At 68.4% G+C, this 25,681-nt stretch carries 24 protein-coding genes and 1 pseudogene; 12 read left to right on the top strand and 13 right to left on the bottom strand.

Annotated elements, in window-relative coordinates; translation table 11 throughout:
* Positions 1–244: pseudogene (locus tag VEA62_RS12490) on the bottom strand (NAD-binding protein); the annotation flags it as partial.
* 176 nt (positions 245–420) lie between these two features.
* Complete coding sequence (locus VEA62_RS12495) at positions 421–1,551, bottom strand: outer membrane beta-barrel protein (protein ID WP_324822180.1); 1,131 nt, start codon at positions 1,549–1,551, stop codon at positions 421–423.
* 199 nt (positions 1,552–1,750) lie between these two features.
* Between VEA62_RS12495 and VEA62_RS12500 the strand changes: the two genes are divergently transcribed.
* A complete protein-coding gene (locus VEA62_RS12500) occupies positions 1,751–2,659 on the top strand; it encodes an SDR family NAD(P)-dependent oxidoreductase (RefSeq protein WP_324822183.1) in 909 nt (302 codons plus the stop codon).
* 58 nt (positions 2,660–2,717) lie between these two features.
* Positions 2,718–3,920: an acetyl-CoA C-acyltransferase gene (locus VEA62_RS12505; RefSeq protein ID WP_324822186.1), complete on the top strand. Its 1,203-nt coding sequence runs from the start codon at positions 2,718–2,720 to the stop codon at positions 3,918–3,920.
* On the opposite strand, the gene VEA62_RS12510 is transcribed toward VEA62_RS12505, so the two are convergent.
* Positions 3,914–4,642, bottom strand: coding sequence for a YafY family protein (locus VEA62_RS12510; protein WP_324822189.1), 729 nt, complete (start codon positions 4,640–4,642; stop codon positions 3,914–3,916). The two genes, VEA62_RS12505 and VEA62_RS12510, sit on opposite strands and share 7 nt — an antisense overlap.
* Before the next feature lie 103 nt (positions 4,643–4,745).
* On the opposite strand from VEA62_RS12510, the gene VEA62_RS12515 reads away from it, so the two are divergent.
* Entirely contained in the window at positions 4,746–5,357 is a 612-nt protein-coding gene (locus VEA62_RS12515) for a glutathione S-transferase family protein (RefSeq protein WP_324822192.1), read from the top strand.
* Positions 5,358–5,363: 6 nt separating this feature from the next.
* On the opposite strand, the gene VEA62_RS12520 is transcribed toward VEA62_RS12515, so the two are convergent.
* From VEA62_RS12520 to otsB, 3 genes are read right to left on the bottom strand one after another with little or no spacing between them, the layout of a single operon-like run.
* Positions 5,364–6,788, bottom strand: coding sequence for an alpha,alpha-trehalose-phosphate synthase (UDP-forming) (locus VEA62_RS12520; RefSeq protein ID WP_324822196.1), 1,425 nt, complete (start codon positions 6,786–6,788; stop codon positions 5,364–5,366).
* Positions 6,789–6,843: 55 nt separating this feature from the next.
* Complete coding sequence (locus VEA62_RS12525) at positions 6,844–8,628, bottom strand: glycoside hydrolase family 15 protein (protein WP_324822199.1); 1,785 nt, start codon at positions 8,626–8,628, stop codon at positions 6,844–6,846.
* On the bottom strand, positions 8,625–9,413 hold the full coding sequence (gene otsB / locus VEA62_RS12530) for a trehalose-phosphatase (protein ID WP_324822203.1): 789 nt from the start codon (positions 9,411–9,413) through the stop codon (positions 8,625–8,627). Before otsB ends, VEA62_RS12525 begins: the two co-directional genes overlap by 4 nt.
* Before the next feature lie 124 nt (positions 9,414–9,537).
* On the opposite strand from otsB, the gene VEA62_RS12535 reads away from it, so the two are divergent.
* Positions 9,538–10,536 (top strand): KpsF/GutQ family sugar-phosphate isomerase, encoded by a 999-nt coding sequence (locus VEA62_RS12535; RefSeq protein ID WP_324822206.1) that lies wholly within the window; start codon positions 9,538–9,540, stop codon positions 10,534–10,536.
* 99 nt (positions 10,537–10,635) lie between these two features.
* Here the strand turns inward: VEA62_RS12535 and VEA62_RS12540 are convergent, their stop codons facing one another.
* Both VEA62_RS12540 and VEA62_RS12545 read right to left on the bottom strand, forming a co-directional pair.
* The gene (locus tag VEA62_RS12540; RefSeq protein WP_324822209.1) at positions 10,636–11,226 is read right to left on the bottom strand and encodes a CAP domain-containing protein; all 591 of its coding nucleotides are present in this window, start codon (positions 11,224–11,226) and stop codon (positions 10,636–10,638) included.
* A gap of 7 nt (positions 11,227–11,233) precedes the next feature.
* Positions 11,234–11,791 carry a hemerythrin domain-containing protein gene (locus tag VEA62_RS12545; RefSeq protein WP_324822212.1) on the bottom strand — a complete coding sequence of 186 codons (558 nt, stop codon included), beginning with the start codon at positions 11,789–11,791 and terminating at the stop codon, positions 11,234–11,236.
* 197 nt (positions 11,792–11,988) lie between these two features.
* On the opposite strand from VEA62_RS12545, the gene VEA62_RS12550 reads away from it, so the two are divergent.
* The 4 genes from VEA62_RS12550 (at position 11,989) to VEA62_RS12565 (ending at position 18,124) form a co-directional block, all read left to right on the top strand.
* Positions 11,989–13,194: an acetyl-CoA C-acetyltransferase gene (locus tag VEA62_RS12550; RefSeq protein WP_324822216.1), complete on the top strand. Its 1,206-nt coding sequence runs from the start codon at positions 11,989–11,991 to the stop codon at positions 13,192–13,194.
* A 17-nt stretch (positions 13,195–13,211) separates the two neighbouring features.
* A complete protein-coding gene (locus tag VEA62_RS12555) occupies positions 13,212–15,386 on the top strand; it encodes a 3-hydroxyacyl-CoA dehydrogenase NAD-binding domain-containing protein (RefSeq protein WP_324822219.1) in 2,175 nt (724 codons plus the stop codon).
* Between the two features lie 818 nt (positions 15,387–16,204).
* Positions 16,205–17,251 carry a ribonucleotide-diphosphate reductase subunit beta gene (locus VEA62_RS12560; protein ID WP_324822222.1) on the top strand — a complete coding sequence of 349 codons (1,047 nt, stop codon included), beginning with the start codon at positions 16,205–16,207 and terminating at the stop codon, positions 17,249–17,251.
* A gap of 66 nt (positions 17,252–17,317) precedes the next feature.
* Positions 17,318–18,124, top strand: a complete 807-nt coding sequence (locus VEA62_RS12565) for a CPBP family intramembrane glutamic endopeptidase (RefSeq protein ID WP_324822750.1) — start codon at positions 17,318–17,320, stop codon at positions 18,122–18,124.
* On the opposite strand, the gene VEA62_RS12570 is transcribed toward VEA62_RS12565, so the two are convergent.
* From VEA62_RS12570 to VEA62_RS12590, 5 genes are all read right to left on the bottom strand, one after another.
* The gene (locus tag VEA62_RS12570; RefSeq protein WP_324822225.1) at positions 18,082–18,840 is read right to left on the bottom strand and encodes a molybdopterin-dependent oxidoreductase; all 759 of its coding nucleotides are present in this window, start codon (positions 18,838–18,840) and stop codon (positions 18,082–18,084) included. The two genes, VEA62_RS12565 and VEA62_RS12570, sit on opposite strands and share 43 nt — an antisense overlap.
* Complete coding sequence (locus VEA62_RS12575) at positions 18,837–19,652, bottom strand: cytochrome b/b6 domain-containing protein (protein WP_324822228.1); 816 nt, start codon at positions 19,650–19,652, stop codon at positions 18,837–18,839. The genes VEA62_RS12570 and VEA62_RS12575 overlap by 4 nt, the downstream gene beginning before the upstream one ends.
* Before the next feature lie 69 nt (positions 19,653–19,721).
* Entirely contained in the window at positions 19,722–20,213 is a 492-nt protein-coding gene (locus tag VEA62_RS12580; RefSeq protein ID WP_324822232.1) for a cell wall hydrolase, read from the bottom strand.
* A gap of 92 nt (positions 20,214–20,305) precedes the next feature.
* Complete coding sequence (locus tag VEA62_RS12585) at positions 20,306–21,766, bottom strand: HAMP domain-containing sensor histidine kinase (RefSeq protein WP_324822234.1); 1,461 nt, start codon at positions 21,764–21,766, stop codon at positions 20,306–20,308.
* A 40-nt stretch (positions 21,767–21,806) separates the two neighbouring features.
* Positions 21,807–22,529 carry a TVP38/TMEM64 family protein gene (locus tag VEA62_RS12590; RefSeq protein ID WP_324822238.1) on the bottom strand — a complete coding sequence of 241 codons (723 nt, stop codon included), beginning with the start codon at positions 22,527–22,529 and terminating at the stop codon, positions 21,807–21,809.
* Between the two features lie 119 nt (positions 22,530–22,648).
* Here VEA62_RS12590 and rpmH point away from each other — a divergent pair, with 119 nt between their 5' ends.
* Genes rpmH through yihA form a run of 4 tightly spaced genes read left to right on the top strand, consistent with a single transcriptional unit; the run spans position 22,649 to position 25,658 of the window.
* A complete protein-coding gene (rpmH, locus tag VEA62_RS12595; RefSeq protein ID WP_003164000.1) occupies positions 22,649–22,783 on the top strand; it encodes a 50S ribosomal protein L34 in 135 nt (44 codons plus the stop codon).
* 25 nt (positions 22,784–22,808) lie between these two features.
* Positions 22,809–23,213 carry a ribonuclease P protein component gene (gene rnpA, locus VEA62_RS12600; protein ID WP_324822241.1) on the top strand — a complete coding sequence of 135 codons (405 nt, stop codon included), beginning with the start codon at positions 22,809–22,811 and terminating at the stop codon, positions 23,211–23,213.
* A 5-nt stretch (positions 23,214–23,218) separates the two neighbouring features.
* Positions 23,219–25,015 (top strand): membrane protein insertase YidC, encoded by a 1,797-nt coding sequence (gene yidC, locus VEA62_RS12605; RefSeq protein WP_324822244.1) that lies wholly within the window; start codon positions 23,219–23,221, stop codon positions 25,013–25,015.
* Between the two features lies 1 nt (position 25,016).
* Positions 25,017–25,658 carry a ribosome biogenesis GTP-binding protein YihA/YsxC gene (yihA, locus tag VEA62_RS12610; RefSeq protein ID WP_324822248.1) on the top strand — a complete coding sequence of 214 codons (642 nt, stop codon included), beginning with the start codon at positions 25,017–25,019 and terminating at the stop codon, positions 25,656–25,658.
* Positions 25,659–25,681 lie beyond the last annotated feature (23 nt).

The raw sequence follows: 25,681 nt of genomic DNA on the forward strand, positions 1-25,681 counted from the left end.
TGAACACCGCGTCGGCCGAGCGGATGGCCTCGGCGCCGTCCAGGGCGAAGGACAGCCGCCCGTCGCGCACATTGGCGGCGACCAGGTCGTCGAGACCGGGTTCGAAGATCGGGATTTCGCCCCGCTCCAGCCGCTCGATCTCGGACGGATCCTTGTCGACGCAGGTCACGTGGTGGCCGAAGTCGGCGAAACAGGCCCCTGAGACCAGGCCCACATAGCCGGTTCCGATCATTGCGACGCGCATGCGGGTTCGCCCCCTTCAACTGTCGGCGGGAGATAGCGGCCGGACCGCGCTTTGGCCACCCCGCGCGCGCCCGTCTTCGCCCAAAGCAAAACCGCCGGCCCCGTGAGGGACCGGCGGCTCTGTCTTTCGTGCCGTCCATTCCCGACCCGAGGGCCGGGGGCGGCGTCGTCATCAACCTAGAAGTTGATGCCGATGGTGGCGCGGCGGTTCAGAGGCTCGCGAACGCCGTCGGCGGTCGGGCGGGCCAGCTGGGTTTCGCCCTTGCCGTCGAGCGAGATCACGCCGCCGTTGACGCCCTGGGCGACCAGCGCGTCCGCAACGGTGCGGGCGCGGCGGTTGGACAGGCCGACGTTGTAGGCGGCCGAACCCGAGGTGTCGGCGTGGCCGACGACCAGGATGCGGGTCGGACGGCCGGACTTGGCGTAGTTGGCCGCCTGGGTGACCACCGAGCGGGCCTCGGCCGTGAGGTCCGAACGATCCCAGTCGAAGTAGACCACGAACTCACGCGCGACCGGAGCCGGAGGCGGCGGCGGCGGCGGGGGAGGCGGCGGCGGGGGCGGCGGGGGCGGAGGCGGCGGCGGGGGCGGCGGCGGCACATAGGCCGGCTCGTCGGCGCCGAACGCATAGCGCAGGCCCAGGCTGATGCTGTGGCTCGTATAGCGACCTTCGAACGGGCCGATATCGCTCGCCGGGGCCGAATCGAACGTCTCGAACTCCATGTTCGACATCAGATAGCGGTAGGTCAGGTCCATGTGGAGCCGGTCCGACATCGCCCAGGCCAGACCGGCGATGGCTTGCGCCGCCAGCTTGGTCGAGCTGTCGTCAGCGCCGACGGCGATCGCCCGGTTGCTCGCCAACGTGCCAAGGAACTCCGTGTTGACCCGATTGACGCCCGCGCCCAGTCCAACGAACGGACGCAATGACGATTCGGCGTTGCCGAAGTCATAGATGACATTGGCCATCAGGGTGGTGGCCTGGATTTCTCCATCGGGGTTTTCACAGGGGCCGATGGCCGGGACCGTGTTGCAGATTCCGGGCGTGCCGCTTCGCGTCATTTCGCCGATGTCGCCATGGCGATAGCCGCCCTCGAGCTCCACGCGCCAGTTGGGCGTGAACCGATAGCCGAGACGGGCGAAACCTGCCCAGTCATCATCGACCTCGATCTCGTCGATCGAACGGTTGGTTTCGACCTCCGGCGTATTCCAGCCGGCGTCAATCGCGCCGTACCAGCCGTTCGGCTCGGCAGCCGCAGCGCCGGCTGCGAACAGCCCCGCCATTGCGACGCCAGCTAATAGCTTCACCTTCATGATATCCCTCACACTCAAGGTTGCCCGAATGCCCACGCTTTACACGGGACGCTCCGGAGCCGAACGGCAATGTACGGTTCCGGTTCCTCGTTTTCGCTCGGAATGCGGCGACTGTGGCGCCATTCCAACACATTTCGCCGGGGCTGATTCAAGCCGGGACGCCTGCTAGGAGACTGCAACGCATCAACGGAGCAGATGGATGGCGATCAGGTTCGACGGCCGCGTGGCGATCGTGACGGGAGCCGGCGGGGGGCTGGGGCGGGAACACGCCCTTGCGCTGGCACGGCGGGGGGCGCGGGTCGTCGTCAACGATCTCGGCGGCGCGCGGGATGGTTCGGGCGGCTCAGCGACGGCCGCGGAGGCCGTGGTCGCCGAGATCGAGGCCCTGGGCGGAGAGGCCATGGCCAACGCCGCTTCGGTGACCGACTACCCGGCCGTCCAGGCCATGGTCGACGCCGCCATGGCCCGTTGGGGGCGGATCGACATTCTGGTGAACAACGCCGGCGTCCTGCGCGACAAGACCTTCGCCAAGATGGATCTGCAGGATTTCGCCTTTGTCGTCGATGTCCACCTCATGGGCGCGGTCAACTGCACCAAGGCGGTATGGGACATCATGCGCGAGGCGAACTACGGCCGGATCGTGATGACGACGTCGTCGTCGGGGCTGTACGGCAATTTCGGCCAGTCGAACTATGGCGCGGCCAAGATGGCCCTGGTCGGCCTGATGCAAACCCTGTCGATCGAGGGGGCGAAGAACGACATCCGCGTCAACTGCCTCGCTCCGACCGCCCACACCCGCATGACCGAGGACCTCGGCGCCCGGCTGCCGCTGGAGCTGCTGGGGCCCGAGATGGTCACGCCGGGCCTGCTTCATCTCGTCAGCGAGGATGCACCCAGCCGGTGCATACTCGCCGCCGGGGCTGGGGGGTTCGAACGGGCTTACGTCACCCTGACCCAGGGCGCCTGGATCGCCGGCGAGGACGCTCCGGAGCAGGTGGCGGCCCGGTTCGCGGAGATCTCCGACAGGGCGGGTGAGATCGTGCCGGAGATGGGCGCGGCCCAGGGCTTCACCGAACTGACCAAGGCCCAGGCCGCACACAAGGCTTGACCCTTGCGTTGACGTGGCGGCAGGACGCTAACCTGCCGTCGAACATCTGGAGATTCCCATGCGTGAAGCCGTCATCGTATCCACGGCCCGGACCCCGATCGGCCGCGCCTACCGCGGCGCCTTCAACGACACCCAGGCGCAGCAGCTCGGCGGCCACGCCATCCGTCACGCGGTGGCCCGCTCGGGCCTCGATCCGGCCGAGATCGAGGACGTGGTCATGGGCGCGGCCCTGCAACAGGGTTCGACCGGCACCAACATCGCCCGCCAGGCGGCGCTGGCGGCCGGACTGCCGGTGACCACGGCCGGCATGAGTCTCGACCGGCAGTGCGCCTCGGGCCTGATGGCCATCGCCACGGCGGCGAAACAGGTCGTCCACGACCGCCAGGCCGTCGCCGTGGGCGGCGGCCTTGAATCGATCTCGCTGGTCCAGAACCAGAACATGAATCTCTACCGCCTCCGCGATCCCGCCCTGATGGAGCGCGTCCCGCACATCTATATGTCGATGCTCGAGACGGCCGAGGTCGTCGCCGCCCGTTACGGCATCAGCCGCGAGGCGCAGGACGAATACGCCCTGCGCTCCCAGCAGCGCACCGCCGAGGCCCAGGCCGCCGGTCGCCTGAACGCCGAGATCGCGCCCATGACCACGACCATGCAGGTGGTCGACAAGGCGACGGGGCAGGCCTCGGCCAAGGAGATCACCCTCTCGATGGACGAGGGCAACCGGCCCGACACCACGCTGGAGGGCCTGTCGTCGCTCAAGCCCGTGTTCAGCGGCGGCGAGGAGATCGGCCAGGGCGTCTGCATCACCGCCGGCAACGCCTCGCAGCTGTCCGACGGCGCCTCGGCCAGCGTCATAATGGAGGCCGTGGAGGCGGAAAGGCGCGGCCTGCAGCCCCTCGGCGCCTTCCGCGGCATGGCCGTGGCCGGCTGCGAGCCGGACGAAATGGGCATCGGCCCCGTCTTCGCCGTGCCACGCCTGCTTGAGCGCCACGGCCTGACGGTCGACGACATCGGCATCTGGGAGCTGAACGAGGCCTTCGCCGTGCAGGTGATCTACTGCCGCGACCGTCTCGGCATTCCCGACGACCGCCTCAACGTCTCTGGCGGCGCGATCTCCATCGGCCATCCCTACGGCATGTCGGGCGCCCGGATGACGGGGCATGTCCTGATCGAGGGCAAGCGGCGCGGCGCGAAATACGGCGTCGTCACCATGTGCGTCGGCGGCGGGATGGGGGCTGCGGGCCTGTTCGAAATCTACTGAGGCCGGGGCGGCGGCCCGTCGCAGCCGCGGGCCTTCCACTCCGCCTCCTTGGCCGCCTGCCAGCGCGCGCGCAGCACGGCGGGTCGGCCGGGATAGCGCTCCTCGAGGAACTCCGCCTCCACGACCCTGTCGGTGCGGAAGGTGCGGAAGTCGCCGCGCAACTCGCACCAGCCGACCAGCAGCCGGGTCGTCTCACGATAGCCGATCAGGAACGGCCAGATGACGCGCCGGCTCTCGCGCTCCTGTTCGTCGCGATACCACAGGCCCAGCTTGCGCCCGGCGTGGATCGAAGCCCGCACCCGGGCCATATCCAGCACCTCGTCCTGGCGCGGCTGCCACACCGGCGCGCTGGCCACGGCCGGCTCCAGCACCACCGGCCGCAGCCGCTCCGGCACTGTAGCCGCGATCTTGGCCACCAGATCGCGCGCCGCCCGCGCCAGGGCGGGATCGGCCCGGCCCGCCACCCACTGTGCCCCCAGCACCGCCGCCTCGATCTCGTCGGAGGTCAGCATCAGCGGCGGCAGATCGAAGCCGCCTTCCAGGACGTAGCCGAGACCCGCCTCGCCGCGGATCGGGACCCGCTGGCCCATCAGGGTGGCGATATCCCGGTAGATGGTCCGCTTCGACGTCTCCAGCTCGGCCGCGATCGCCTCCGCCGTCAGCGGCTTCGACGAGCGCCGCAGCACCTGGATGATCTGGAACAGCCGGTCCGCGCGTCTCATTCCGCCACTCTCGTGTACGCCTGCTGACAGCATGGTGGCGGCAGGGTGGCAGTAGTCAATCGCCATCGGCGGCGAGGGGCCGCGAGTTCCGGAGGCGAAAACCATGTTGACCCTGTTCCACGCTCCCTGGTCGAGATCCTCGCGACTGCTCTGGCTGCTCGAGGAGGCCGGCGCCCCGTACGACATCTGCTACTGCGACATTGTCCGGGGCGACGGCAGCGGGGCCCGCGACGCGCGCAATCCCCACCCGGACGGCAAGGTCCCGGCCCTGCTGCACGAGGACGTACTGGTCACCGAATCCGCCGCCGTGGCGCTGTATGTGACGGACCTGTTCCCCGGCGCCGGTCTGGGCGCGCCCGTCGGCTCGCCCGAACGCGGGGCCTACCTGACATGGCTGGCCTGGATCGCCGGGGAGATGGAGCCTGCGTTCTGGGCGAAGATCAGCGGCGCGACCGAGGGCGACCCCGCCCTCCAGGCCCGCTACGACGCGGTGGTGGTCCGTCTGTTCGGAGCGCTCGAACGCGGCCCCTATCTGATGGGACAGCGGTTCACCGCCGTCGACGTCATGGCCGGCAGCGCCCTGGCCTGGGCTCGCGACCATGTCCCCGCCAGCGCCGTGCTCGACGCCTGGCTGGAGCGGATACTGGACCGCCCCGCCAACGCCGTGGCGACGGCCCGGGACGGTACGCCGCCCGTGCTGTCGCAGGTCGCCTGATCCAGGTCAGGCCGCGTGGACGGCGGCCCCGGCGTCGCCGTCCACCGGCTTCACCACCGCGCGCAGGGAGGCGACGAAGTCGTTGCGCCATATGCCGACGTCGGTGTCGTGCACGACCTGCATCAGGCATTCCCACTTCCGCTTGCGCTCTGCCAGCGGCATGGTCAGGGCCCGTTTGATGGCGTCGGAAAGCTCCTCGCGGCTGAACGGATTGACCAGCAGGGCCTCGCCCATCTGCTCGGCCGCCCCGGCGAAGCGCGACAGCACCAGCACCCCGGGGTCGTCCGGATTCTGGGCCGCGACATATTCCTTGGCGACCAGGTTCATGCCGTCGCGCAGCGGCGTAACCAGCCCCACTTTCGCCGCCCGATAGATTCCGGCCAGCTGGTCCCGGCGATAGGTGCGGTTCAGATAGCGGATCGGCTGCCAGTCCATGTCGGCGTATTCGCCGTTGATCCGGCCGGCGAGGGCGTCGAGGCGGGCCCGGATGTCCTGGTAGGTGTCGACGTCGTCGCGGCTGATCGGCGTGACCTGCAGCAGGAACACCTCGCCCCGCATTTCCGGATTGTCGGCGAGGAACTGCTCGTAGCCCAGCAGCCGCTCCTCCAGCCCCTTGGAATAGTCCAGCCGGTCGACGCCGACCATCATCGAGCGGAACGCCGCCGAAGCCGCCATCCGGTCGTAGGTGCGGGCTCCGAAGGTCGAATTGCGCGCCGACAGGAAAGCGTCGACGTCGATGCCGATGGGGAAGACACCCGCCTGCACGGTCTTGCCGAACGCCTCGAGCGCGTCGTTGGGCAGCAGCCGGCCGTTCACGCTCGGCTCCGACGCGACATAGTCGCGGAACAGATCCATCCATTCGCGGGTCTGGAAGCCGATCAGGTCGTAGTCGAACATCGACTCCACCAACCGCCGGTGGTGGGGCAGGGTGACCAGCAACTGCCGCGCAGGCCACGGGGTGTGCAGGAAAAAGCCGATCCGGTTCTTCACCCCCAGCCGCCTCAGGTCCCGGGCCAGCGGGATCATGTGGTAGTCGTGGATCCAGATCAGGTCGTCCGGCTGGATCAAGGGCGCCAGCACCTCGGCGAAGCGGGCGTTGGTGCGTTCATAGCCTTCGCCGTACGACCGCTCGTAGGCGGTCAGATCGACCCTGTGGTGGAATAGCGGCCACAGCGTCTTGTTGGCGTAGCCGTTGTAATATTCCTCGACATCCTGCGCCTCCAGGTCGACCAGGGCGACCGTGACGCCCGCCCGGTCCTCGATCTTGGCCTCCGGCACGAAGGTCTCCACCGTCTCGCCGGACCAGCCGAACCACAGGCCGTCGTATTTCCGCAGCGCCGCGGACAGGGCCATGGCCAGACCGCCCGCCGACCCGGCCGCCGGATCCTTGGGCGCGGAAACGCGATTGGAAACAACGATCAAACGGCTCATGGCGCTGAAACGCCCGCGAGCGCCGCCGGGTCCCGACCCAGTGTCGTGAAATCGCTCATCGCGCGTCCGTCCACGACCGGCTCAGCAGCACGGCGCAATTGATGATGCCGACCAGCGAATAGGTCTGCGGATAGTTGCCCCACAGTTCATTGTCGCCCAGCGAGATGTCCTCCGACAGCAGGCCGGCGTGGGTCCGCCGGCTCAGCATCTCCTCGAAGATCTCCCGCGCCTCCTGGATGCGGCCGTTCTGGTGCAGGGCCTCGATGAACCAGAAGGTGCAGAAGTTGAACGCCGTCTCCGGCTCGCCGAAGTCGTCCGCCTCGACATAGCGGAACAGATACGGACCCTTCTTCAGGTCGCGCTCGATGGCCTCGAAGGTCTTGACCTGGCGCGGGTCCAGCGGATCGAGGAAGCCGAGGTCGGTGAGCTGCAGCAGCGAGGCGTCGAGCTCGCGGTTGCCGAAGCTGGCGGCGAACCGCCCCTCGTCCGGCAGATAGGCCTCCGCCTCGATCCGGTCCCGGATGACGGTTGCGCGTTCGCGCCACAGGACCGCCCGATCGGGGAGGGCGAGGTGATCCGCGGCCTTGGCCAGACGGTCGCAGGCGGCCCAGCACATCACGGAGGAATAGGTGTGCACCCGCGCGATGGTGCGGAACTCCCACAGGCCGGCGTCGACCTGGTCGTGCATCGCGAAGGCGCGCTCGCCGACCTTCTCCAGCGCGTAGAAGTCGTCGATCGTGCCCGGCCTCAGCAGCCGCTGATCGTAGAAGGCCTGCACCAGCGGCAGGACAATCTGGCCATAGACGTCGTGCTGCAGGTGTTCGTGGGCCTGGTTGCCGATGCGCACCGGCTTCATGCCGCGATAACCCTCGACGCTCTCGATGATCCGCTCGCCGATGCCCGGCTCCAGCCCCACGCCGTAGACCGGCTGGACGTGGCCGCCCGCCGAGTTGTCGACGAGGTTGCGCAGATAGCCGAGATAGTTCTCGAGGATATCGACGGCGCCCAGCCGGTTCAGCGCCCGCACCACATAGTAGGCGTCGCGGATCCAGCAGTAGCGGTAATCCCAGTTGCGCCCGCTCTCGGGGAACTCGGGCACCGAGGTGGTCAGGGCCGCCACGATCGCGCCGGTCTCCTCGTAGGCGCAGAGCTTCAGGGTGATGGCGGCGCGGATCACCGCCTCCTGCCAGTCGAGCGGCAGGTAGAGCGTCCGCACCCAGTCCTGCCAATAGGCGATGGTCCGGTCCAGGGCCGCGGAGACGCCCGGTCCGACGTCCTGGTCGTAGCCCTCGTCCGGGCCGAAGAAGAAGGCGTGCGGCCGTTCCAGCCGGAACACCCGCTCGTTGAGGATGTGCGACACCGGGCAGTCGGTGGTCAGCCGGAAGGTCACGTCGGTGCACAGGTAGCGGATGTGGTTCGACCCGCTGGTCCGCTCCGCCGGCCGCGAACCCCAGTCGGCCGAGGGCCGCAGCCGGACCTTGATGCGGGGCGAACCCGACAGCGGGCGCACCACGCGGGCGAAGGCGAGCGGGCGGTAGGTGCGGCTGTGCTTCGGGTGGCGCGGCGCGAAGTCGATGACCTCCACTGACGCGCCGTCCTCCGCCGTCAGCACCGTTCTCAACACGGGCGTGTTGCGGACATAGGCCTGGGCGACCGTGGCCTGTCCCTCCAGCTGGATGTCCCAGAAGCCGTGACCGGGATCGTCGCCGTCCATCAGGGCCGAGAAGACAGGGTCGCCGTCCACCCTCGGCGCACAGGCCCAGACGTAGCGGCCGCCGCGGTCGATCAGGGCGCTGATCGAACAGTTGCCGATCGGGGCGAGGTCCAGATTGGCGGTCATGCGCTCTCCTCGACGGCGTTCAGCCACGCCAGAACGGCCGCGACGTCGGGCAGGCCATAGCGGGCGGCGCTCTCCCGGACCGGGCCCACCAGCACGCCGAAGCCGCCCAGGGCGGCGGCGGCGCGGAAGCCGTCCTCGTCCGTCAGGTCGTCGCCCAGCATGACCGGAACGGCTCCGGCGAAGGGAGGCTCCTGCATGAAATCGGTCAGGGCTGTACCCTTGCTGGTTCCCGGCGTCTTCAGCTCGACCACGAGGTTTCCGGCCTGCAGCGTCAGGCCGGTCCGCTCGGCCAGCCGCCGCGCCAGCGCCATGGCGGGGTCCGCTTCGGCCTGTGCGCCGCGGAAGTGCAGCCCGGCCGACACCGCCTTGTCCTCGACAATGACCCCGGGGCGTGTGCGGGCGAAGTCTTCGAAGGCGGCCACCGCCTCCCGCACCGCAGGCGCGGCCTCGGCCCGGTGCAGGGAGCCATCGGCCCGCCGTCGTTCCAGCCCGTGCACGCCCGAGGCCGAGGCGGCCGCCGCCTCGGCGATGCGGTCGATCTCGGCGATGGTCCGGCCGCTGACGATCGCGACCCTGCCGTCCAGCCGGTCGGCCACTGCGCGCAGTGTCGCCGTCCGCTCCGGATGGGGCACGACGGCGTCGGGGGTCTCGGCCAGCGGCGCAAGCACGCCGTCCAGGTCGAGAAACAGGGCGGGGCGGGGAAGACGGATCGGCGGCGGCGGCAGATGTGAAACGGCCTCGACCGGCGCGGGCGCGCCGTCGGTGATCAGGTTTGAACTCTGCATGGCCCCTTCTAACGCAGCCGTGCGGCAAAGGTTGAGCCCGCCCGTGCATTTTCTCGCGTTGCAGCATTCTCCGACACGACAGGGGGCGATTGTGAATCTCCTCCCGATGCGCCACATCGCGGAAATGAGCGACGCCGCAAAACCCGTCCTGTCCGCCGATCCCGCCGCCATGACGGCCCGCGCCCGCGAGGTCATCCGGCTGAACGTCGAGGCTCTGCAGGCGCTGGAAGCCGGGCTCGACGACAGCCTCGGCCGTGCCTGCGACGTCATCCTGTCCCGCCCCGGCTATGTCGTCGTCACCGGGATGGGCAAGTCGGGTCACATCGGCGGCAAGATCGCCGCCACCCTGGCCTCGACCGGGACCAACGCCTTCTTCGTCCACCCGGCCGAGATGAGCCACGGCGACCTCGGCATGCTCCGTCGCGACGTCACCCTTCTCGCCATCTCCAACTCGGGCGAGAGCCGCGAATTGCGCGATCCGCTGATCTTCTGCCAGCGCGAGGGCATTCCGGTGATCGGGATCACCCAGCGCCCCAACAGCTTCCTCGGCCGCTCGTCCGCCGTCTGCCTGACCCTGCCCCAGGTGGCCGAGGCCTGTCCCAACGGCCTTGCGCCGACCACCTCGACCCTGATGACCCTGGCCATGGGCGACGCCCTGGCCATGGTGCTGATGGACCGCCGCGGCTTCACCGCCGAGGACTTCGGCCTGCATCACCCCGGCGGCAAGCTGGGGATGAGCCTGCAGAGCGTGCGCGACTGGATGGGCGACCGTCCCCCCGCCCCCGCCACCGTGCCGCTGTCCGCGACCTTCGCCGAGGTGGTCTCCGCCATCACCGAGGGCCGCAAGGGGGCCACGGCCGTCATCGGTGCGGACGGAACCCTCGCCGGCATCGTCACCGACGGCGACGTCCGCCGCGCCTTCTCGCGCGGCGACCTGGCCGGCCTGACCGCCGCCGACGTGATGAGCCCGCGCCCCAAGGTCATCGGCCCCGACGCGCGCATGAGCGACGCCATCGACCTGATGACCCAGAACAAGATCGCCACCCTGCTGGTCGTCCAGGACGAGCGCCCCGTCGCCATCGTCCACATCGCCGAACTGATGCAGGCGGGCTACGTGGGCTAGGGCCAGGGGCCGGGAATTCAGGACAGGGATCAGGCCGGCGCTGGGCGATTTTCAAGGGATCTCCCGCCGCAACGACCCCACCGCCCCCAGCCCTGGCCCCTAATACGCCATCCGCCCGTCGATATTTCCCGGCGGCGCATAGCGGCAGGCCAGGACCGAGCGGTCGCCGCGCGTCTCGACCGCGCAGCCGACGTGGGTCGTGTCGCGCCAGACCAGCTGGGTGTAGTGGCCGACGTCGCTCCAGTTCGGCGTCCGGCTGACGTTCGGGAACGGGGCGTGCCGGTAGTTGGCCTTCTCGGCCGTCCAGTCGCCGATCATGTCCTCGGGCGTGAACTGGCGGCCGCCCCATCCCATCCACAGGTTCTCGCCGTGGCCGTGCGCCGCCGGATCGTGCTCGAAGCGATTGCTGTCGATCAGGGTGCGCGCCCAGACCCGCGCCTCCGCCTCCAGCGAGTCCGCCCAGCGCAGCGGACGAACGCCCACCCGGGCCCGTTCGGCGTTGTGCGCGGCCAGCAACCGGCTCTCGATCTCGCTCGAGGGCGAGGTCGTGCGCGGCGGGGCGATCGGCAGCACCGCGCGCGCCTGGGGCGGCGCCGGCACGACATACGGTCCCGGCGAGGCGGCGCATCCGGCGGCCCCGGCCATCAGGCACAGGGTCGCCGCCCCCACGGCCATTCTGATCGGGATCATGGGCGACTCAGCGCGCGCTGGCCCCGTCGCCGAACGGCTGGTCGGTCAGGGCGCTCTCGACGTCGTCGCCCTCCATGGTGCGGGTCTCCGCGGGCTTGCCGGCCTGGAATTCCTCCATCGCCGTCGCCTTGCGGGCCCGCATCTGGTCGGCCAGCAGATCCATGTCCAGACCGGCCGCGCGGGCCTGGCTGAACATGCCCTCGGACCGCTTCTCCTCCTCCTCGACGTGGTGCTCGATCATTTCGGACAGCACCTTGACCTTGGCGTCGTAGAAGTCCTCCTCCGGACCGCCCGCCTCGATCTCGTTGATCAGCAGCTTGGCGCTGTCGTGCTCGACATAGGCCTCGTTGACCAGGTCGTCCTCGATCTTGCCGCGGCAGGCCGGATAAAAGATCTCCTCCTCGATCGCCGTGTGGACCTTCAGCTCGAGGCAGATCTGCTCGGCCAGCCGCTGCCGGGTGGCCTTGCCGTTGGTCTGCTCGAACTTCTCGAACAGCGCCTCCACCCTGCGGTGATCGGCCTTCAGCATCGCGATCGCGTCCATCTCTTCGTAGCTCTGGGCCATGGGGATTCCTCCTGCGGGGTTGTGGCGTTGCCGGTGTAAGACGCTCGCCGGCGTCACGTTCCCGACATTGCGCGACCTGCGAGTCGTTCGCTCATGATGGCGCCGATGCGGAGCGCGGCGAAAAAACTTGACGTTGACGTAAACGTAGGTTTTCTGAGCCTCACGCTTCGAACCGTCCTTATTGGAGACTGACTCCCATGGCCGACGCCTACATCTACGATGCGGTCCGCACGCCGCGAGGCAAGGGCAAGAAGGACGGCTCCCTGCACGAGATCACCGGCCTTAGCCTGGCCACCCAGGTGCTGGAGGCCCTGCGCGACCGCAACGATCTCGACACTTCGAAGGTCGACGACGTCATCCTCGGCTGCGTCACCCCGGTCGGCGAACTCGGCGCCGACATCGCCCGCACCGCCGTACTTTCGGCGGGCTGGGCCCAGACCACCGCCGGCGTCCAGATCAACCGCTTCTGCGCCTCCGGCCTCGAGGCGGTGAACATGGCCGCGGCCAAGGTGAAATCCGGCGAGGCCGACTTCGCCGTCGGCGGCGGCGTCGAGGCCATGAGCCGCGTGCCGATGGGCTCCGACGGCGGCGCCTGGCCGGTCGATCCCTCCAGCGCCTTCCCGACCTATTTCGTGCCCCAGGGCGTCTCGGCCGACATGATCGCCACGAAATATGGCTTCAGCCGCGACGACGTCGACGCCTATTCGATGGAAAGCCACAAGCGCGCCGCCGCCGCCTGGGCCGACGGCCGCTTCTCGAATTCGGTCGTCCCGGTGAAGAACCAGCTCGGTCTGGTCCAGCTGGACCGCGACGAGACCATCCGTCCCAACACCGACATGCAGACCCTCGGTTCGCTGAACCCCTCCTTCGCCATGATGGGCGAGATGGCCTTCGACAGCGTCATCAACCAGCGCTACCCCGAGGTCGAGCGGGTCAACCACGTCCACACGCCCGGCAACTCCTCGGGCATCGTCGACGGTTCGGCCGGGGTGCTGATCGGTTCGCTGGAAGCCGGTCAGGCCCTGGGTCTCAAGCCGCGCGCCCGTATCGTCGGCGCCGCCTCGATCGGCTCCGAGCCCTCGATCATGCTCACCGGCCCCGAATTCGTGACCAGGAAGCTGCTCGGCAAGCTGGGCATGACCACCGCCGACATCGACGTGTGGGAGCTGAACGAAGCCTTCGCCGCCGTGGTACTGCGCTACATGCAGGCGCTCGACATCCCGCACGACAAGATGAACGTGAACGGCGGCGGCATCTCCATGGGCCACCCGCTCGGCGCCACCGGCGCCATGATCACCGGCATCGCCCTCGACGAGCTGGAACGCTCCGGCAAGTCGACCGCCCTGATCACCCTGTGCATCGGCGGCGGCATGGGCACCGCCACCGTCATTGAACGCGTCTGATCCGGGAGCTGATTGAGATGGAAAACTTCAAGATCGACGTCGACGCCGACGGCATCGCACTGGTCACCTTCGACGTCCCCGGACGGTCGATGAACACCCTGACCTCGGGCGTCATGGCCGAGATCCCGCAGGTGGTCGAACGCATCAGGACCGACGACGCCATCATGGGCGCGGTGCTGACCTCGGGCAAGGCCAGCGGCTTCTGTGCCGGCGCCGATCTCGGCGACATGGCCGGCGGCATGCTGGCCGGCGGTTCGCTGCAGGACGCCTATGACGCCGGCTGGCGGCTGAACGGCGCCCTGCGCGCGCTGGAGACCTGCGGCAAGCCCGTGGCCGCGGCGATCAACGGCCTCGCCCTCGGCGGCGGTCTCGAACTGACGCTGGCCTGCCACTACCGCGTCGCCGGCGACAGCTCGAAGATCCAGCTGGGCCTGCCCGAGATCAAGGTCGGCCTCTTCCCCGGCGGCGGCGGCACGCAGCGTCTGACCCGCCTGATCGGCGTCCAGGCGGCCATGATGGCCATGAGCGAAGGCAAATCCTTCCGCCCGAACGACGCGAAGGGCGCCGGCATCGTCCACGAGGTCGTGCCGGTCGGCGGCGAGGTCGAGGCCGCGAAGGCGTGGATCAAGGGCGGCGGCAAGGCCGTCCAGCCGTGGGACGACAAGTCGTTCAAACTGCCCGGCGGCGGCCCCTACCACCCGGCTGGCATCCAGAATTTCCTCGTCGGCAACGCCATGCTGCGCAAGCAGAGCTACGGCAACTATCCGGCCGTGCTGAACCTGATGAAGGCCGTCTACGAAGGCACGCAGGTGCCCATGGACGCGGCCCTGCGCATCGAGACCCGCTACTTCATCAAGACCCTGATGACGCCCCAGGCCCAGGGCATGATCCGCTCGCTGTTCCTGTCGAAGCAGGAGCTCGACAAGGGCGCCGTCCGCCCGGCCGGCGTGCCGAAGTCGGATCCGAAGAAGGTCACCGTCCTCGGCGCCGGCATGATGGGAGCCGGCATCGCCTATGTGCAGGCCCTCGCCGGCATCGAAACCATCCTCATCGACCGCGACCAGGAGAGCGCCGACAAGGGCAAGGCCCACGTCGAGGAACTGCTGAAGAAACGCCTCTCGCGCGGCCAGATCGATCAGGCGAAGTTCGACGCCCTGCTCGCCTCGGTCACCGCCACCACCGACTACGACCTGATCAAGGGCTCGGACCTCGTCATCGAGGCGGTGTTCGAGAACCGTGAGATCAAGGCCGACGTCACCAGGCGCGCCGAGGCCCAACTCGAGCCCGGCGCCGTGTTCGGCTCCAACACCTCGACCCTGCCGATCACCGGCCTGGCCGAGGCCTCGGTCCGCCCCGAGGACTTCATCGGCATCCACTTCTTCTCGCCGGTCGACAAGATGATGCTGGTCGAGATCATCCTCGGCGAAAAGACCGGCGAGGCCGCGATCGCGAAGAGCCTCGACTACGTGATGAAGATCAGGAAGACCCCGATCGTCGTCAACGACGGCCGCGGCTTCTACACCTCGCGCTGCTTCGGCACCTATGTCGCCGAGGGCCTGGCGATGCTGGAGGAGGGCTACGCCCCCGCCCTGATCGACAACATCGGCCGCATGACCGGCATGCCGCGCGGGCCGCTGGAGATGCACGACGACGTGGCGCTGGACCTCAGCGTCAAGATCGCCAAACAGACGAAGGAAGACCTCGGCGACGCCTATGAGCCCCTGCCCGGATGGAAGATCGTCCAGACCATGGTCGAGGACCTCGGCCGCTACGGCCGCAAGAACGGCAAGGGTTTCTACGACTACGAAACCAAACCGAAAAAGCTGTGGTCGGGTCTGTCGGACCTTGCCCTGGTCAAGATCAACGACTCGACGCCCGAGCTGGTCGAGGACCAGAAGCGCCGCCTGCTCTACCGCCAGGCGGTCGAGGTGGCCCGCTGCTGGGAAGAGGGCGTCATCGACGACCCGCGCGAGGCCGATGTCGGAGCCATCCTCGCCTGGGGCTTCGCGCCCTGGACCGGCGGCCCGATCACCCTCATCGACCAGACGGGGCTGAAGGAATTCGTCGCCCAGGCCGACGTCTACGCCGAACGCTACGGCGACCGCTTCAAGGTCCCCCAGCTGCTGCGTGACATGGCCGCGAAGGGCGAGACCTTCTACGGCACGTTCGCCGGCCAGAAGGCGGCGGCGTAGATATTCCTTCTCCCATCGCGAGAAGGTTGCGGCACAGTGGGTCACGAGGGGCTTCGCGGGCCATGACGACAGGTCTGCTCGCCGTCTAATCCGGCCGCGACACGACGTAGACCAGCGTCCCGGCCGAATAGAGGCCTCATCGCCATCCGTTGGCGAATTCGAAGACGGCGGCGTTGGGGTCGGCGTTGCGCCGTGCGTGTGCGCCGGGAGCTGCGAGGTCAGCACCGCGGGGGGTCCGGCCGTCGCGGGTTCCCACGGACGGGTCGTTGCTCGCCCCCCGTCGGAGCGCGATCGCACAGGTCAGGCAAGGCGAGGGTGTTGACCCGGTCGCCCCCGAACTGGATTCAGATCTGCGAGATGAGCGTCGTGTTCTGCCGGATCGCCAGCAAGCGGCCGTCGGCCCGGACCCAGCCCTTCGGACACAAGGCGTGCCGAATTGCTTCCCCGCGACCCTCCGGTGGTCGTTGGTGGCGCTCGCGGTCGAAGAGCCCATGACCATATGGGTTTGCCGGCATCTAGGCCTGAGTCAGGGTTACGGAGCTGTGCCCTATCGCCCCGCGTGAGGGACGATATCGCCCCTGATCCGGTTCCGAAGGAGAAATGGGCGTGGCGCGCTTTGGTGCTGTTGACACCGCGAATCGGCGAAACTGAACTTGCCGCTCCGTCCCCAGCTTCTCCCCAGATGTCTGCGGCGGTCCTACCACATCTAGCGGTCGCGCAAAAAGTGATCGCAATATAGCCGCATTTCGGCTTGGCGCCGGGGCTTCTCGCCCGCATGGTGAACCTCACCTTCCGGATTCGCCGACAGAGTTGCTTCGATGAACGCGCACGCCCCGATCCAGACCTCGACCCCCGGCCTGCTCACCGCTTCGGCGGCCTACAAGCCGTTCCGCTATCCGTGGGCGTTCGACATGTGGAAGAAGCAGCAGCAGGTCCACTGGATGCCCGAGGAGGTGCCGCTGGGCGAGGACTGCAAGGACTGGGCGGCCAATCTGACCGACAGCGAGCGCAACCTGCTGACGCAGATCTTCCGCTTCTTCACCCAGGCCGACATCGAGGTCCAGGACAACTACATGGAGCGCTACGGTCGGGTGTTCAAACCGACCGAGGTCAAGATGATGCTGGCGAGCTTCGCCAACATGGAGACCATCCACATCGCGGCCTACGCCCTGCTGCTCGAGACCATCGGCATGCCCGAGAGCGAGTTCGGGGCCTTCATGGAATACGAGGCCATGCGCGACAAGCATGACTTCATGGGCAAGTTCGGCGTCGACACCGATGGCGACATCGCCCGCACCCTGGCCATGTTCGGCGGCTTCTCCGAAGGCCTGCAGCTGTTCGCCTCGTTCGCGATGCTGATGAACTTCCCCCGGCAGAACAAGATGAAGGGCATGGGCCAGATCGTCTCGTGGTCGGTGCGCGACGAGAGCCTGCACTGCGAGGGCATCATCAAGCTGTACCACGCCTTCAACAAGGAAACCGGCGCGGTGACCAAGGCCGTGGCGGAGGATATCGTCGAATGCTGCCGCACCGTGGTCGACATGGAAGACAAGTTCATCGACCTGGCCTTCGAGATGGGACCGGTCAGCGGCATGACCCCCTCTGACATCAAGGCCTACATCCGCTTCATCGCCGACTGGCGCCTGCGCCAGCTGCACCTGCCGGAGCTCTACGGGGCGAAGGAGAACCCGCTGCCGTGGCTGCAGTCGATGCTGTCCGGCGTCGAGCACGCCAACTTCTTCGAGGCCCGCGCCACCGAATACTCCAAGGCCGCCACCCGCGGCTCGTGGCACGGCGCCGCCGGCGTCTGGGACAGCTTCGACGCCATGATGCAAAAGCGGAAGGAAGAGGCGGCGGAGGCCTGACGCGGTCGACTTCGTTCGCCCGACACCATTATAGTCAAGCTTGCTCCGTAACACAGCTTCGTGCCGATGCCGCTGGCTCCATCCTCCCGACTGAAGGCGTTTGTCGCCTTCGCGATCCTCTTCGTCCTCTATCAGTCCGCCGAGGGTCTGGGCGGGCGGGTGTTCGACAATTTCGGCATCCAGGCCGCCTTGATGATCGCCGCGCTCTTGGCGGGCTGGCCAGTGGCCCGCTGGCTCGGCTGGCGAGGCTACGAAGCCTATGGTCTTGATCTGCGCCGGGCGTCCTTCGCCGTTCTGGCTGCCGGCCTCATGCTCACGCTGGCGGCCAAGGGCGCCGCTCTCGCCGCCGGACTATCCCTCGGAATCGCGTCCGTGGGAGCCGCGCCGGAGACATTGGGCGCCCTGGCTGGGGCAGGCTTCCTCGCCACAGCCGCCCTGACGACTTTCGTCCCTTCCATCACGGAAGACATTCTGACGCGCGGCTTTCTGCTGCGCGCGATCGGGGTGCGCTGGAGCGGCCCGGCATTCGTCCTCGCCAGCGCGGCCCTGTTCACCGTCAACCACATCTATCGGTTCGATTGGGGGGTCAGTGAACAGGTGCGCCTGTTCTGCTGCGGCCTCGCCTACGCCGCCGCCGCCTGGCGCTGGAGAACCCTCTGGGGGGCGGTCGGCCTGCATTGGGGCTATAATCTCGCCAACGCCGTGTGGGAGCGCCTGTCGCCGGTGTCGATCGACGCCGTCGTCGCCGGTCGCTGGTTGACCGCCGCCGTTCATCTGGTCCTGCTCGCCATCATTGTCGCCCTGCCTCGGACGGCGGACGTGAAGCGGGCTCAGATGCCCGCGTACCACTCGTACCCCCGGTCTTCCCAATAGCCGCCCTTGCCCCGCCCCAGGTGGGCGAAGCTCTCCACCGCCTCGATCCGGCGGATGTATTTTGCGTGCTTGTAGCCCAGCTGCCGCTCGACCCTCAGCCGCAGCGGCGCCCCGTGCGGTACCGGCAGGACCTCGCCGTTCATAGCATAGGCCAGGATGGTCTGCGGATGTCGGGCGTCGACCAGATCGATGCTTTCGTAATACCGCTCTCCGTCCTCCTGCTGATCCAGCGCGTCAAAGCAGTGGAAGACGATGTAGCGGGCTTCCGGCTTCAGCCCCGCCTCATCCAGCAGCGTCTCCAGCCTCACGCCCGTCCATTCCCCGATCGAGGTCCAGCCCTCGACGCAGTCGTGTTTGGTGATCTGCGTCTGCGCCGGCCGCGCCCGCAGTTCCGCGAGACTGAGCGACAGGGGCCGTTCCACCAGCCCGTCGACGATCAGCCGATAGGCCGCGAACCCCTCCGCCTTCAGCGCGAGATAGTCGGCCGCGGCCGGATCCACCGAGCCGTTGGCCCTGAAATCCGGCGAGATCTCCGCCCGGCTGTAGGTCGGCGCCAGGGCCTCGCGCGGGACCAGCAGGCGCTGGGCACGCCGGGTCAGGCCCTCGCCCATGCGCCGCGCCTGTTCCGACAGCCGCCAGCTCGCCTCTCCGCAGGCCGAGACGAACGAGGCGGCGGTGGCGGCCAGCGCCCCGGTCAGCCAGCGGCGGCGGTTCATGGCGCATCTCCTTCGGTCCGGCGGCGCCGCAGCTTCGGCCCCGCCGTCGAGCCCGGCGGCTGGATCGTGAACCAGCCGGTGACCATCGCCCGCATGTTGTTGAGGAAGCCGGTCCAGATCACCAGCCCGACATGGACGACGATGAAGCCGACGATCAGTCCCGCGGAGATGAAATGCAGCGTCCGCGCCGACTGCCGCCCGCCCATGATCTCCAGCAGCACCCCGCCGATGGCGTTGAAGCCCGGCGACATCGACAGGCCCGTGACCAGCATCAGCGGCAGGACGACCAGCACCATGGCGACATAGGTCAGCTTCTGGATGACATTATAGGTTCGGGCGTGGTCGTCGGTCGGGAAGTGGAAGCGGGCATGCTCCTTCACCGACGGCCAGAAGCCGCGCAGCTCGCGTCCCTTCGGCCACAGCCGCCGCCCTGCGCGTCCGCTGGCGACACCGTAGCCGAGATAGATCAGGCCATTGATCACGAACACCCAGGCGAACAGGAAATGCCAGTTGCGCGCCTCGGCCAGATTGCGCCCCTGCGGGATCAGCAGCCAGTCGGGGAGCGTCGGCGTGCTCAGCCAGGGATCGGCGAAGGTCGAGCGGATGCCCCAGTACAGGTGCGGGTGCGCCGCCAGTATGTTCAGTCCGCTCATCAGCAGAACGACCACGGCGACGACGTTGAGCCAGTGTGTGATCCGCACGGGCGCCGGGTGCCGCCAGACATCGGTGCGCCCTCCCGGCAGCGGCCGGTCCGCGTGCGGTCCGGGAGCTTCGGCGGCCACGGCGGGCGGATCGGCGGCGGCGTCGGTCATGCGGCGTTTCCGGTCAAGGCGCCGGGGACCGTCTCACGCGCGCCGGGGCTCCGCAACGCCGACGGAGGTTCAGTCGAGCTGGGGCGGCGCCGTCACGCAGATCCGGCCCGAACGCCGGCACGCCGCCATCTCGGCTTCCCAGGCGGCGTTGTCTCGCTCCCACTGGGCCCGCGCGGCATTGGCGGCGGCGGTGTCGGCTTCCCACTGGGCCCGGCGCGTTGCGATCTCCGAGGTCTCCTGGCGCCAGCGGGCATTCTCCTGCTCGTAGGCGGATTGGCCGTCAGCCTCCGACTGCTCGGCCTTGGCGTTGCGCGCGGCGATCTCGGCGTTGAGACGGGCGGTGGCCTCGACCTCTGCGGGGTCTTGCTCCGAATCCGGCGCGCGGTTGTACGCTTCGCCGCGCGCGCGCAGCCATTCCTGCGAGCCCGGGGCCGCGCTGCCGGGCGACGGACTGGCTGTCTGGTGGGCGGTCTGGGCGGCGGTCTGGGGGGCGGTCTGGGCTAGGGCCGGCGCCGCGGCGACCGTCAGGGCGGCGGCGGCGATCAGGCTCGAACGGATCATCACTGGCTCCTTTGAAGAGGTCGCGCCGCCGGACAGGCCGTCCGGTGGCGGTCAGAATGAGATAACGCCGATCAGGCGGATTGGCGCCGCCTTTAGTCTGGCAGGCGAAGTTCGAACGTCGTCCCTCCGGGGCCCGTTTCGACCAGAGCCAGATCGCCGCCGTGGCTGATCGCCAGTTCGCGCGAGATGGTCAGCCCCAGGCCGGTCCCGTCGGAGGTCCGGCCGCTGACGAAGGGTTCGAACAGCTGGTCGGACAGTCGCGGCGGAATGCCCGGCCCGTTGTCGGCGATGCGAATCACCGCCTCGCCGCCCCGGTGTTCCGCACTGACCTTGACCACCCCCTTGCGGCCGACGCGGGTCGCGTCGCTCTCGATAGCCTGGCGGGCGTTGCGCATCAGGTTGACCAGGATGCGGTGCAGCTGGTCCGGATCGGCATGGATGGTGAACCGCGCCGGGATCGCCCTGGCCAGCCGCACCCCTTCGTCGGACAGGCCCGAGTCCTCGGCCGCCACGGCGACGGCCGGGGCCAGGGCGAAGCGCAGCCGCTGCGGCTCAGGCTCCTCGCTGCGGCCATACTCCAGCACATTGCGCGACAGGGCGGCCGCCCGGCCCAGCGCTCGCTCCAGCCGCGGCAGGGCCTTGGCCACGATGGGATCGGGGGAGTCGGCCAGGCGCTCGGAGGCGATCTGGGCCGAGGTCAGCATATTGCGCAGGTCGTGGTTGATCTTGGCCACGGCCTCGCCCAACGCCACCAGCCTCGCCCGCGAGCGCAGGGACTGGCGCACCTCGTCCTGCATCCGCGCCAGCTCGCGCTCGACCCGGCCGATCTCGTCGTGCCGGTCGCTGGGCGGGTCTCCCTCGGCTTCGGGATCAAGGGCGAAATGCTCGATCGACCGGGTCACCCGCCGCAGGGGTTGCAGGACCAGCAAGGCCAGGCCTCCGTACAGCAGGCCGCCGGCCACCAGGGAGATCAGCAGCGACATCAGCAGGCTGTTGAGCAGAAAGGTCCGCAACTCCGCCTTCAACGGCTCGGCCGGGGCGAGAATCTCGATGAAGTCGCCTGAGCGGTAGCGGGGCCGCGCCTGGACGCGGATCGACCGGTCGGGGTGGCCGAACAGTGTCCGCCACGGGTCCAGCAAACGGGTCACCGGCCGGTCCTCGCGCAGGTCGATCAGATCGGGCGTGCGCGGCAGGTTGGGCGCCTGCAGCAACAGGCGCCGCACGCCCTGGTCGCCGACGACCACCGCCTGCACCCCTCCGATCGCCAGAAGCTGTTCGGCGACGTCGTCCTCGACCGCTGAATAGGGCAGGGCCTCCACGCCGACTGAGGCCAGTTCGGCCGACTGCAGCCGGTCCAGCAGCCAGCGCTCGTGGAAGCTCGCGGCGCTGGGCGCGATGATCAGGATCTCGACCACTACGGTGAAGATGAAGGTCAGAGCCAGCAGGCGCCAGGCGAGGGCGTCGGGGGCGTGGAACCGCAGTCGCTCGCGCCAGTCGGCCGGCACGCGCAAGCCGCGCCGCGCATCGCTCAAAAAGGGCCGCGCCTCGCTCATGTCGGGCCTAACGCAAAGCTTGGGCCAATGGCTGCCTGGGTCACGCCCGCCTCCGCAGGCGCAGCGCCGCCTGGGCGCCCTTCATGGCGAAGGGCAGCACCACCGCCAGCACGAAGACACCGGCCAAGGGCGCCCAGAACTGGTTGAACAGGGCCTGGAAGTCGGGGTCCGGATCGCTCACCAGCAGGGTGTTCAGCCGCGCCCCGATCCAGCAGTAGATGATGTGGGCCGGCAGCAGACCGATGACGGTGGCGACGGTATAGGGCGTCAGGCGCACCGCCATCATGCCGGCGGCGATGTTGATCATGTGAAACGGCACCACCACCGCCAGCCGCGCGCCCAGCACATACCAGAAGGTATCGCGGTCGATCGCGGTGCATACGGCCTGCATCAGCCCGGCGTCGCGCTCGGCCCTTCGCCGCAAGGCCTCCCCCAGCGCCGACCGGGTCACCGCGTAGACCACCAGGGCGCCCGCCGTGGCCGCGATCGAGGTCGAGACGCCTCCGACCCACGGACCGAACAGATAGCCGGCGGTGATGGTGACGAAGAAGACGCCCGGCACCACGCTGGCCGTCAGGACCGCGAACAGCAGCATGAGGATCAGCAGGCTGGCGACATAGTTGCCGGCAGTGAAGTCGCGGAAGGTCTGGCCGTGGTCGCGCAGGGTGTCGAGCGACAGATAGCGGTTCCAGCCCATGGCGAAGATCAGGGTGATCACGCATCCCAGCACGATCAGGGGCAGGAAGCGTTTGACCCGGTGCATCGTCTCTCCGCTGACCGCCCGCGGCGTTGACACCACGGGCTTCCCCGCTTATACGCCCGCCCTTCCCGCGACGGACCTCTTTCCGCCGCCCACCTTGTTTTCAGTCCCAGGAGCCGACCGTGAAGCGGACCTATCAGCCGTCGCGACTCGTGCGCAAGCGCCGTCACGGCTTCCGTTCGCGGATGGCCACCAAGAACGGACAGAAGATCGTTGCGCGGCGTCGCGCCAAGGGCCGCAAGCGCCTGACGGCCTAAGTCGTCCGGCGCCTGTGCTGGGCGCATGGCCGAACCGTTCAAAATCGAACGCCTGAAGTCGCGGCCCCAGTTCCTGGCGGCCGCGAAAGGCGTTTCAGAGGCCCGCGGCGCCGTGGTCGTACAGCGCCTGGATCGGCGCGACGGCGACCCGGTGGTGCGGCTGGGCTTCACCGCCACCCGCAAGGTCGGCAACGCCGTCGTCCGCAACCGCGCCAAACGCCGCCTCAGGGAGGCGGCCCGGACCCTCGCGCCGCTGCTGGCGCGCCCGGGAAGCGACTATGTCTTCATCGCCCGCATGGGCACGGCGGACCGTCCGTGGGACCGTTTGCTTGACGATGTGAAATCGGCGCTTACAAGGCTCGCGACCCCGCGGTCGGCGCCCCCTGTCGCGCCCCACGCACCGACATCGCCCGCCGGCCAGGACCACTGAACTCCATGCCCCCCCAAGACAACAGCCGTAACACGATCGTCTTCATCGTGATCGCGGGCATCATGCTGCTGGCCTACAGCTTCTTCGTGATGGAGCCGCAGGCGCAGAAGCGTCGCGCCGCCGAGCAGGCGACCGCCGCCTCGACCACCGGCCCGGTCACCGCCCCCTCGCCCAGCGCCGCCGTCTTCACGGAGGATCGGACGATTGCGCTCGGTCGCAACGGAACCGTCCGGGTGCCGATCCAGACCGGAACGCTGACGGGTTCGCTGTCGCTGACCGGCGGCCGCATCGATGACCTGTTCCTGACCCGCTACCGCGAGACGATCGACGCGGATTCGCCGGCCGTGGAGCTGTTCCGCCCCGAGGGCATGGAGCATGCCTTCTTCGCCCAGTTCGGCTGGAGCGGCCCCAACATCCCGGGCGGCGTTCCCGGCCCGAATACGCCGTGGCGGCTGACCCAGGGCTCGACCCTGACCCCGACCACCCCCGTGGTGCTGACCTGGGACAACGGCGCCGGCCTGCGCTTCACGCGCCGCATCAGTGTCGACGACCTCTACATGTTCACGGTGGCCGACACCGTGGCCAACTTCAGCGCCCAGCCCGTGACGATCGCCCCGCGTTCCGGCGTCATGCGCCAGGGCGTGCCGGAGAACCTCGGCCGCAACCAGGTCCTGCACGAGGGCGCCATCGGCACCTTCGGAGACGGCGAGAGCTATTCGACCGAGCAGCTCAAATACAAAGGCTGGGCCAAGAAGCCCTCGGTCGAGCACGAATCGACCGGCGGCTGGCTGGGCATCACCGACAAATACTGGATGGCGGCCGTCATTCCCCAGCAGGACGAGAAGATCGCGGCCCGCTTCCTCGTTGAGGACGCCGGCTCCTACAACGCCCACATCGCCGTCATGGATGGCGAGGCCCGCACCATCCGGCCGAACACACAGATCACCGAAACCCAGCACCTCTTCGCCGGGGCCAAGCGGAACGAGATCCTGTCGGGCTACGAGAAGTCCCTCGATCTGCCGCGCTTCGTCTACGCCATCGACTGGGGCTTCCTGTTCTTCCTGACCCGGCCGATCTTCTGGCTGGTCGAGCTGTTCTACAGCGTCCTGGGCAATTTCGGTCTGGCCATCCTGGGCCTGACCCTGTTCGTCCGCCTCCTCATGTTCCCGCTGGCCAACAAGAGCTACGAGAGCATGTCGAAGATGCGCAACCTCCAGCCGAAGATGGAGGAGATCAAGAAGAAGTACCCCGACGAGCCGCAGAAGCAGCAGCAGGAGGTGATGGCCCTCTACCAGAAGGAGAAGATCAATCCTCTGGCCGGCTGCCTGCCCCTGCTGCTCCAGATTCCGGTCTTCTACGCCGTCTACAAGATGCTGTTCGTGACCATCGAGATGCGCCACCAGCCCTTCTTCGGCTGGATCCGCGACCTCTCGGCGCCGGACCCGACCACCGTCTGGAACCTGTTCGGCCTGATCCCCTGGGATCCGGCGTCGGCGCCGCTGGTCGGCGGCCTTCTGGGCGGCACCTTTGCGCTGAGCGTCCTCGCCATCTTCTACGGCCTGACCATGTGGCTGCAGATGTCGATGAGCCCGCAGGCCCCAGACCCGATGCAGCGCCGCATCTTCCAGTTCATGCCGATCGTGTTCACCTTCATCATGGCCACCTTCCCGGCGGGCCTGCTGATCTACTGGGCGTGGTCGAACATCCTGACCATCTTCCAGCAGTACATCATCATGCACCGCCTGAAGGCCGAGAACCCGATCGACACCTTCCTGGCGCGGATGAAGAAGGCGAAGGCCTGAGTTGGACGAGTTCACCCCCGAGGAGCTGGAGCAGGCGCGCATCCTGTTCGCGCGGCCAGCCACCTTCGTCATGGGGTGCGCCAAGATCGAGCAACTGCCCGATCCGGACCTGCCCGAGATCGCCTTCGCGGGCCGTTCCAACGTCGGCAAGTCGAGCCTGATCAACGGCCTGGTCGGGATGCACAAGCTGGCTCGCGCGTCCAACGAGCCGGGCCGCACGCGCGAGGTCAATTTCTTCGATCTCGACGGCAAGATGCGGCTGGTCGACCTGCCCGGCTACGGCTGGGCCAAGGCGTCGAAGTCGACGGTGAAGAAATTCCAGGATCTCGGCCGCGACTATCTGCGCGGCCGGGTCACCCTGAAGCGGGTCTATCTGCTGATCGACGCCCGCCACGGCCTCAAGAAGGTCGACGACGAGGCCCTCGACGCACTCGATCTGGCCGCGGTCAGCTATCAGATCGTCCTGACCAAGGCCGACAAGCTGAAGAAGGGCGAGGCCGAAAAGGTCCAGGCCGCGACCCTGAAGGCGATCGCCAAACGCCCGGCCGCCTATCCGGCGGTGATCGTCACTTCCGCCGAGAAGGGCGACGGCCTGCCGGAGCTGAGGGCCGAGATCATGCGCACGACGGGCGTGACGCTGTAATCCACTTGCGTGGTTCCGCCGCC

The sequence above is a fragment of the Brevundimonas sp. genome (assembly GCF_035627475.1).
Classification (GTDB): Bacteria; Pseudomonadota; Alphaproteobacteria; order Caulobacterales; family Caulobacteraceae; genus Brevundimonas.

Coding starts and splice junctions, on each gene's coding strand:
- VEA62_RS12495 (WP_324822180.1), bottom strand. CDS start 1,551: ATGAAGGTGAAGCTATTAGCTGGCGTCGCAATGGCGGGGCTGTTCGCA.
- VEA62_RS12500 (WP_324822183.1), top strand. CDS start 1,751: ATGGCGATCAGGTTCGACGGCCGCGTGGCGATCGTGACGGGAGCCGGC.
- VEA62_RS12505 (WP_324822186.1), top strand. CDS start 2,718: ATGCGTGAAGCCGTCATCGTATCCACGGCCCGGACCCCGATCGGCCGC.
- VEA62_RS12510 (WP_324822189.1), bottom strand. CDS start 4,642: ATGAGACGCGCGGACCGGCTGTTCCAGATCATCCAGGTGCTGCGGCGC.
- VEA62_RS12515 (WP_324822192.1), top strand. CDS start 4,746: ATGTTGACCCTGTTCCACGCTCCCTGGTCGAGATCCTCGCGACTGCTC.
- VEA62_RS12520 (WP_324822196.1), bottom strand. CDS start 6,788: ATGAGCCGTTTGATCGTTGTTTCCAATCGCGTTTCCGCGCCCAAGGAT.
- VEA62_RS12525 (WP_324822199.1), bottom strand. CDS start 8,628: ATGACCGCCAATCTGGACCTCGCCCCGATCGGCAACTGTTCGATCAGC.
- otsB (WP_324822203.1), bottom strand. CDS start 9,413: ATGCAGAGTTCAAACCTGATCACCGACGGCGCGCCCGCGCCGGTCGAG.
- VEA62_RS12535 (WP_324822206.1), top strand. CDS start 9,538: ATGAGCGACGCCGCAAAACCCGTCCTGTCCGCCGATCCCGCCGCCATG.
- VEA62_RS12540 (WP_324822209.1), bottom strand. CDS start 11,226: ATGATCCCGATCAGAATGGCCGTGGGGGCGGCGACCCTGTGCCTGATG.
- VEA62_RS12545 (WP_324822212.1), bottom strand. CDS start 11,791: ATGGCCCAGAGCTACGAAGAGATGGACGCGATCGCGATGCTGAAGGCC.
- VEA62_RS12550 (WP_324822216.1), top strand. CDS start 11,989: ATGGCCGACGCCTACATCTACGATGCGGTCCGCACGCCGCGAGGCAAG.
- VEA62_RS12555 (WP_324822219.1), top strand. CDS start 13,212: ATGGAAAACTTCAAGATCGACGTCGACGCCGACGGCATCGCACTGGTC.
- VEA62_RS12560 (WP_324822222.1), top strand. CDS start 16,205: ATGAACGCGCACGCCCCGATCCAGACCTCGACCCCCGGCCTGCTCACC.
- VEA62_RS12565 (WP_324822750.1), top strand. CDS start 17,318: ATGCCGCTGGCTCCATCCTCCCGACTGAAGGCGTTTGTCGCCTTCGCG.
- VEA62_RS12570 (WP_324822225.1), bottom strand. CDS start 18,840: ATGAACCGCCGCCGCTGGCTGACCGGGGCGCTGGCCGCCACCGCCGCC.
- VEA62_RS12575 (WP_324822228.1), bottom strand. CDS start 19,652: ATGACCGACGCCGCCGCCGATCCGCCCGCCGTGGCCGCCGAAGCTCCC.
- VEA62_RS12580 (WP_324822232.1), bottom strand. CDS start 20,213: ATGATCCGTTCGAGCCTGATCGCCGCCGCCGCCCTGACGGTCGCCGCG.
- VEA62_RS12585 (WP_324822234.1), bottom strand. CDS start 21,766: ATGAGCGAGGCGCGGCCCTTTTTGAGCGATGCGCGGCGCGGCTTGCGC.
- VEA62_RS12590 (WP_324822238.1), bottom strand. CDS start 22,529: ATGCACCGGGTCAAACGCTTCCTGCCCCTGATCGTGCTGGGATGCGTG.
- rnpA (WP_324822241.1), top strand. CDS start 22,809: ATGGCCGAACCGTTCAAAATCGAACGCCTGAAGTCGCGGCCCCAGTTC.
- yidC (WP_324822244.1), top strand. CDS start 23,219: ATGCCCCCCCAAGACAACAGCCGTAACACGATCGTCTTCATCGTGATC.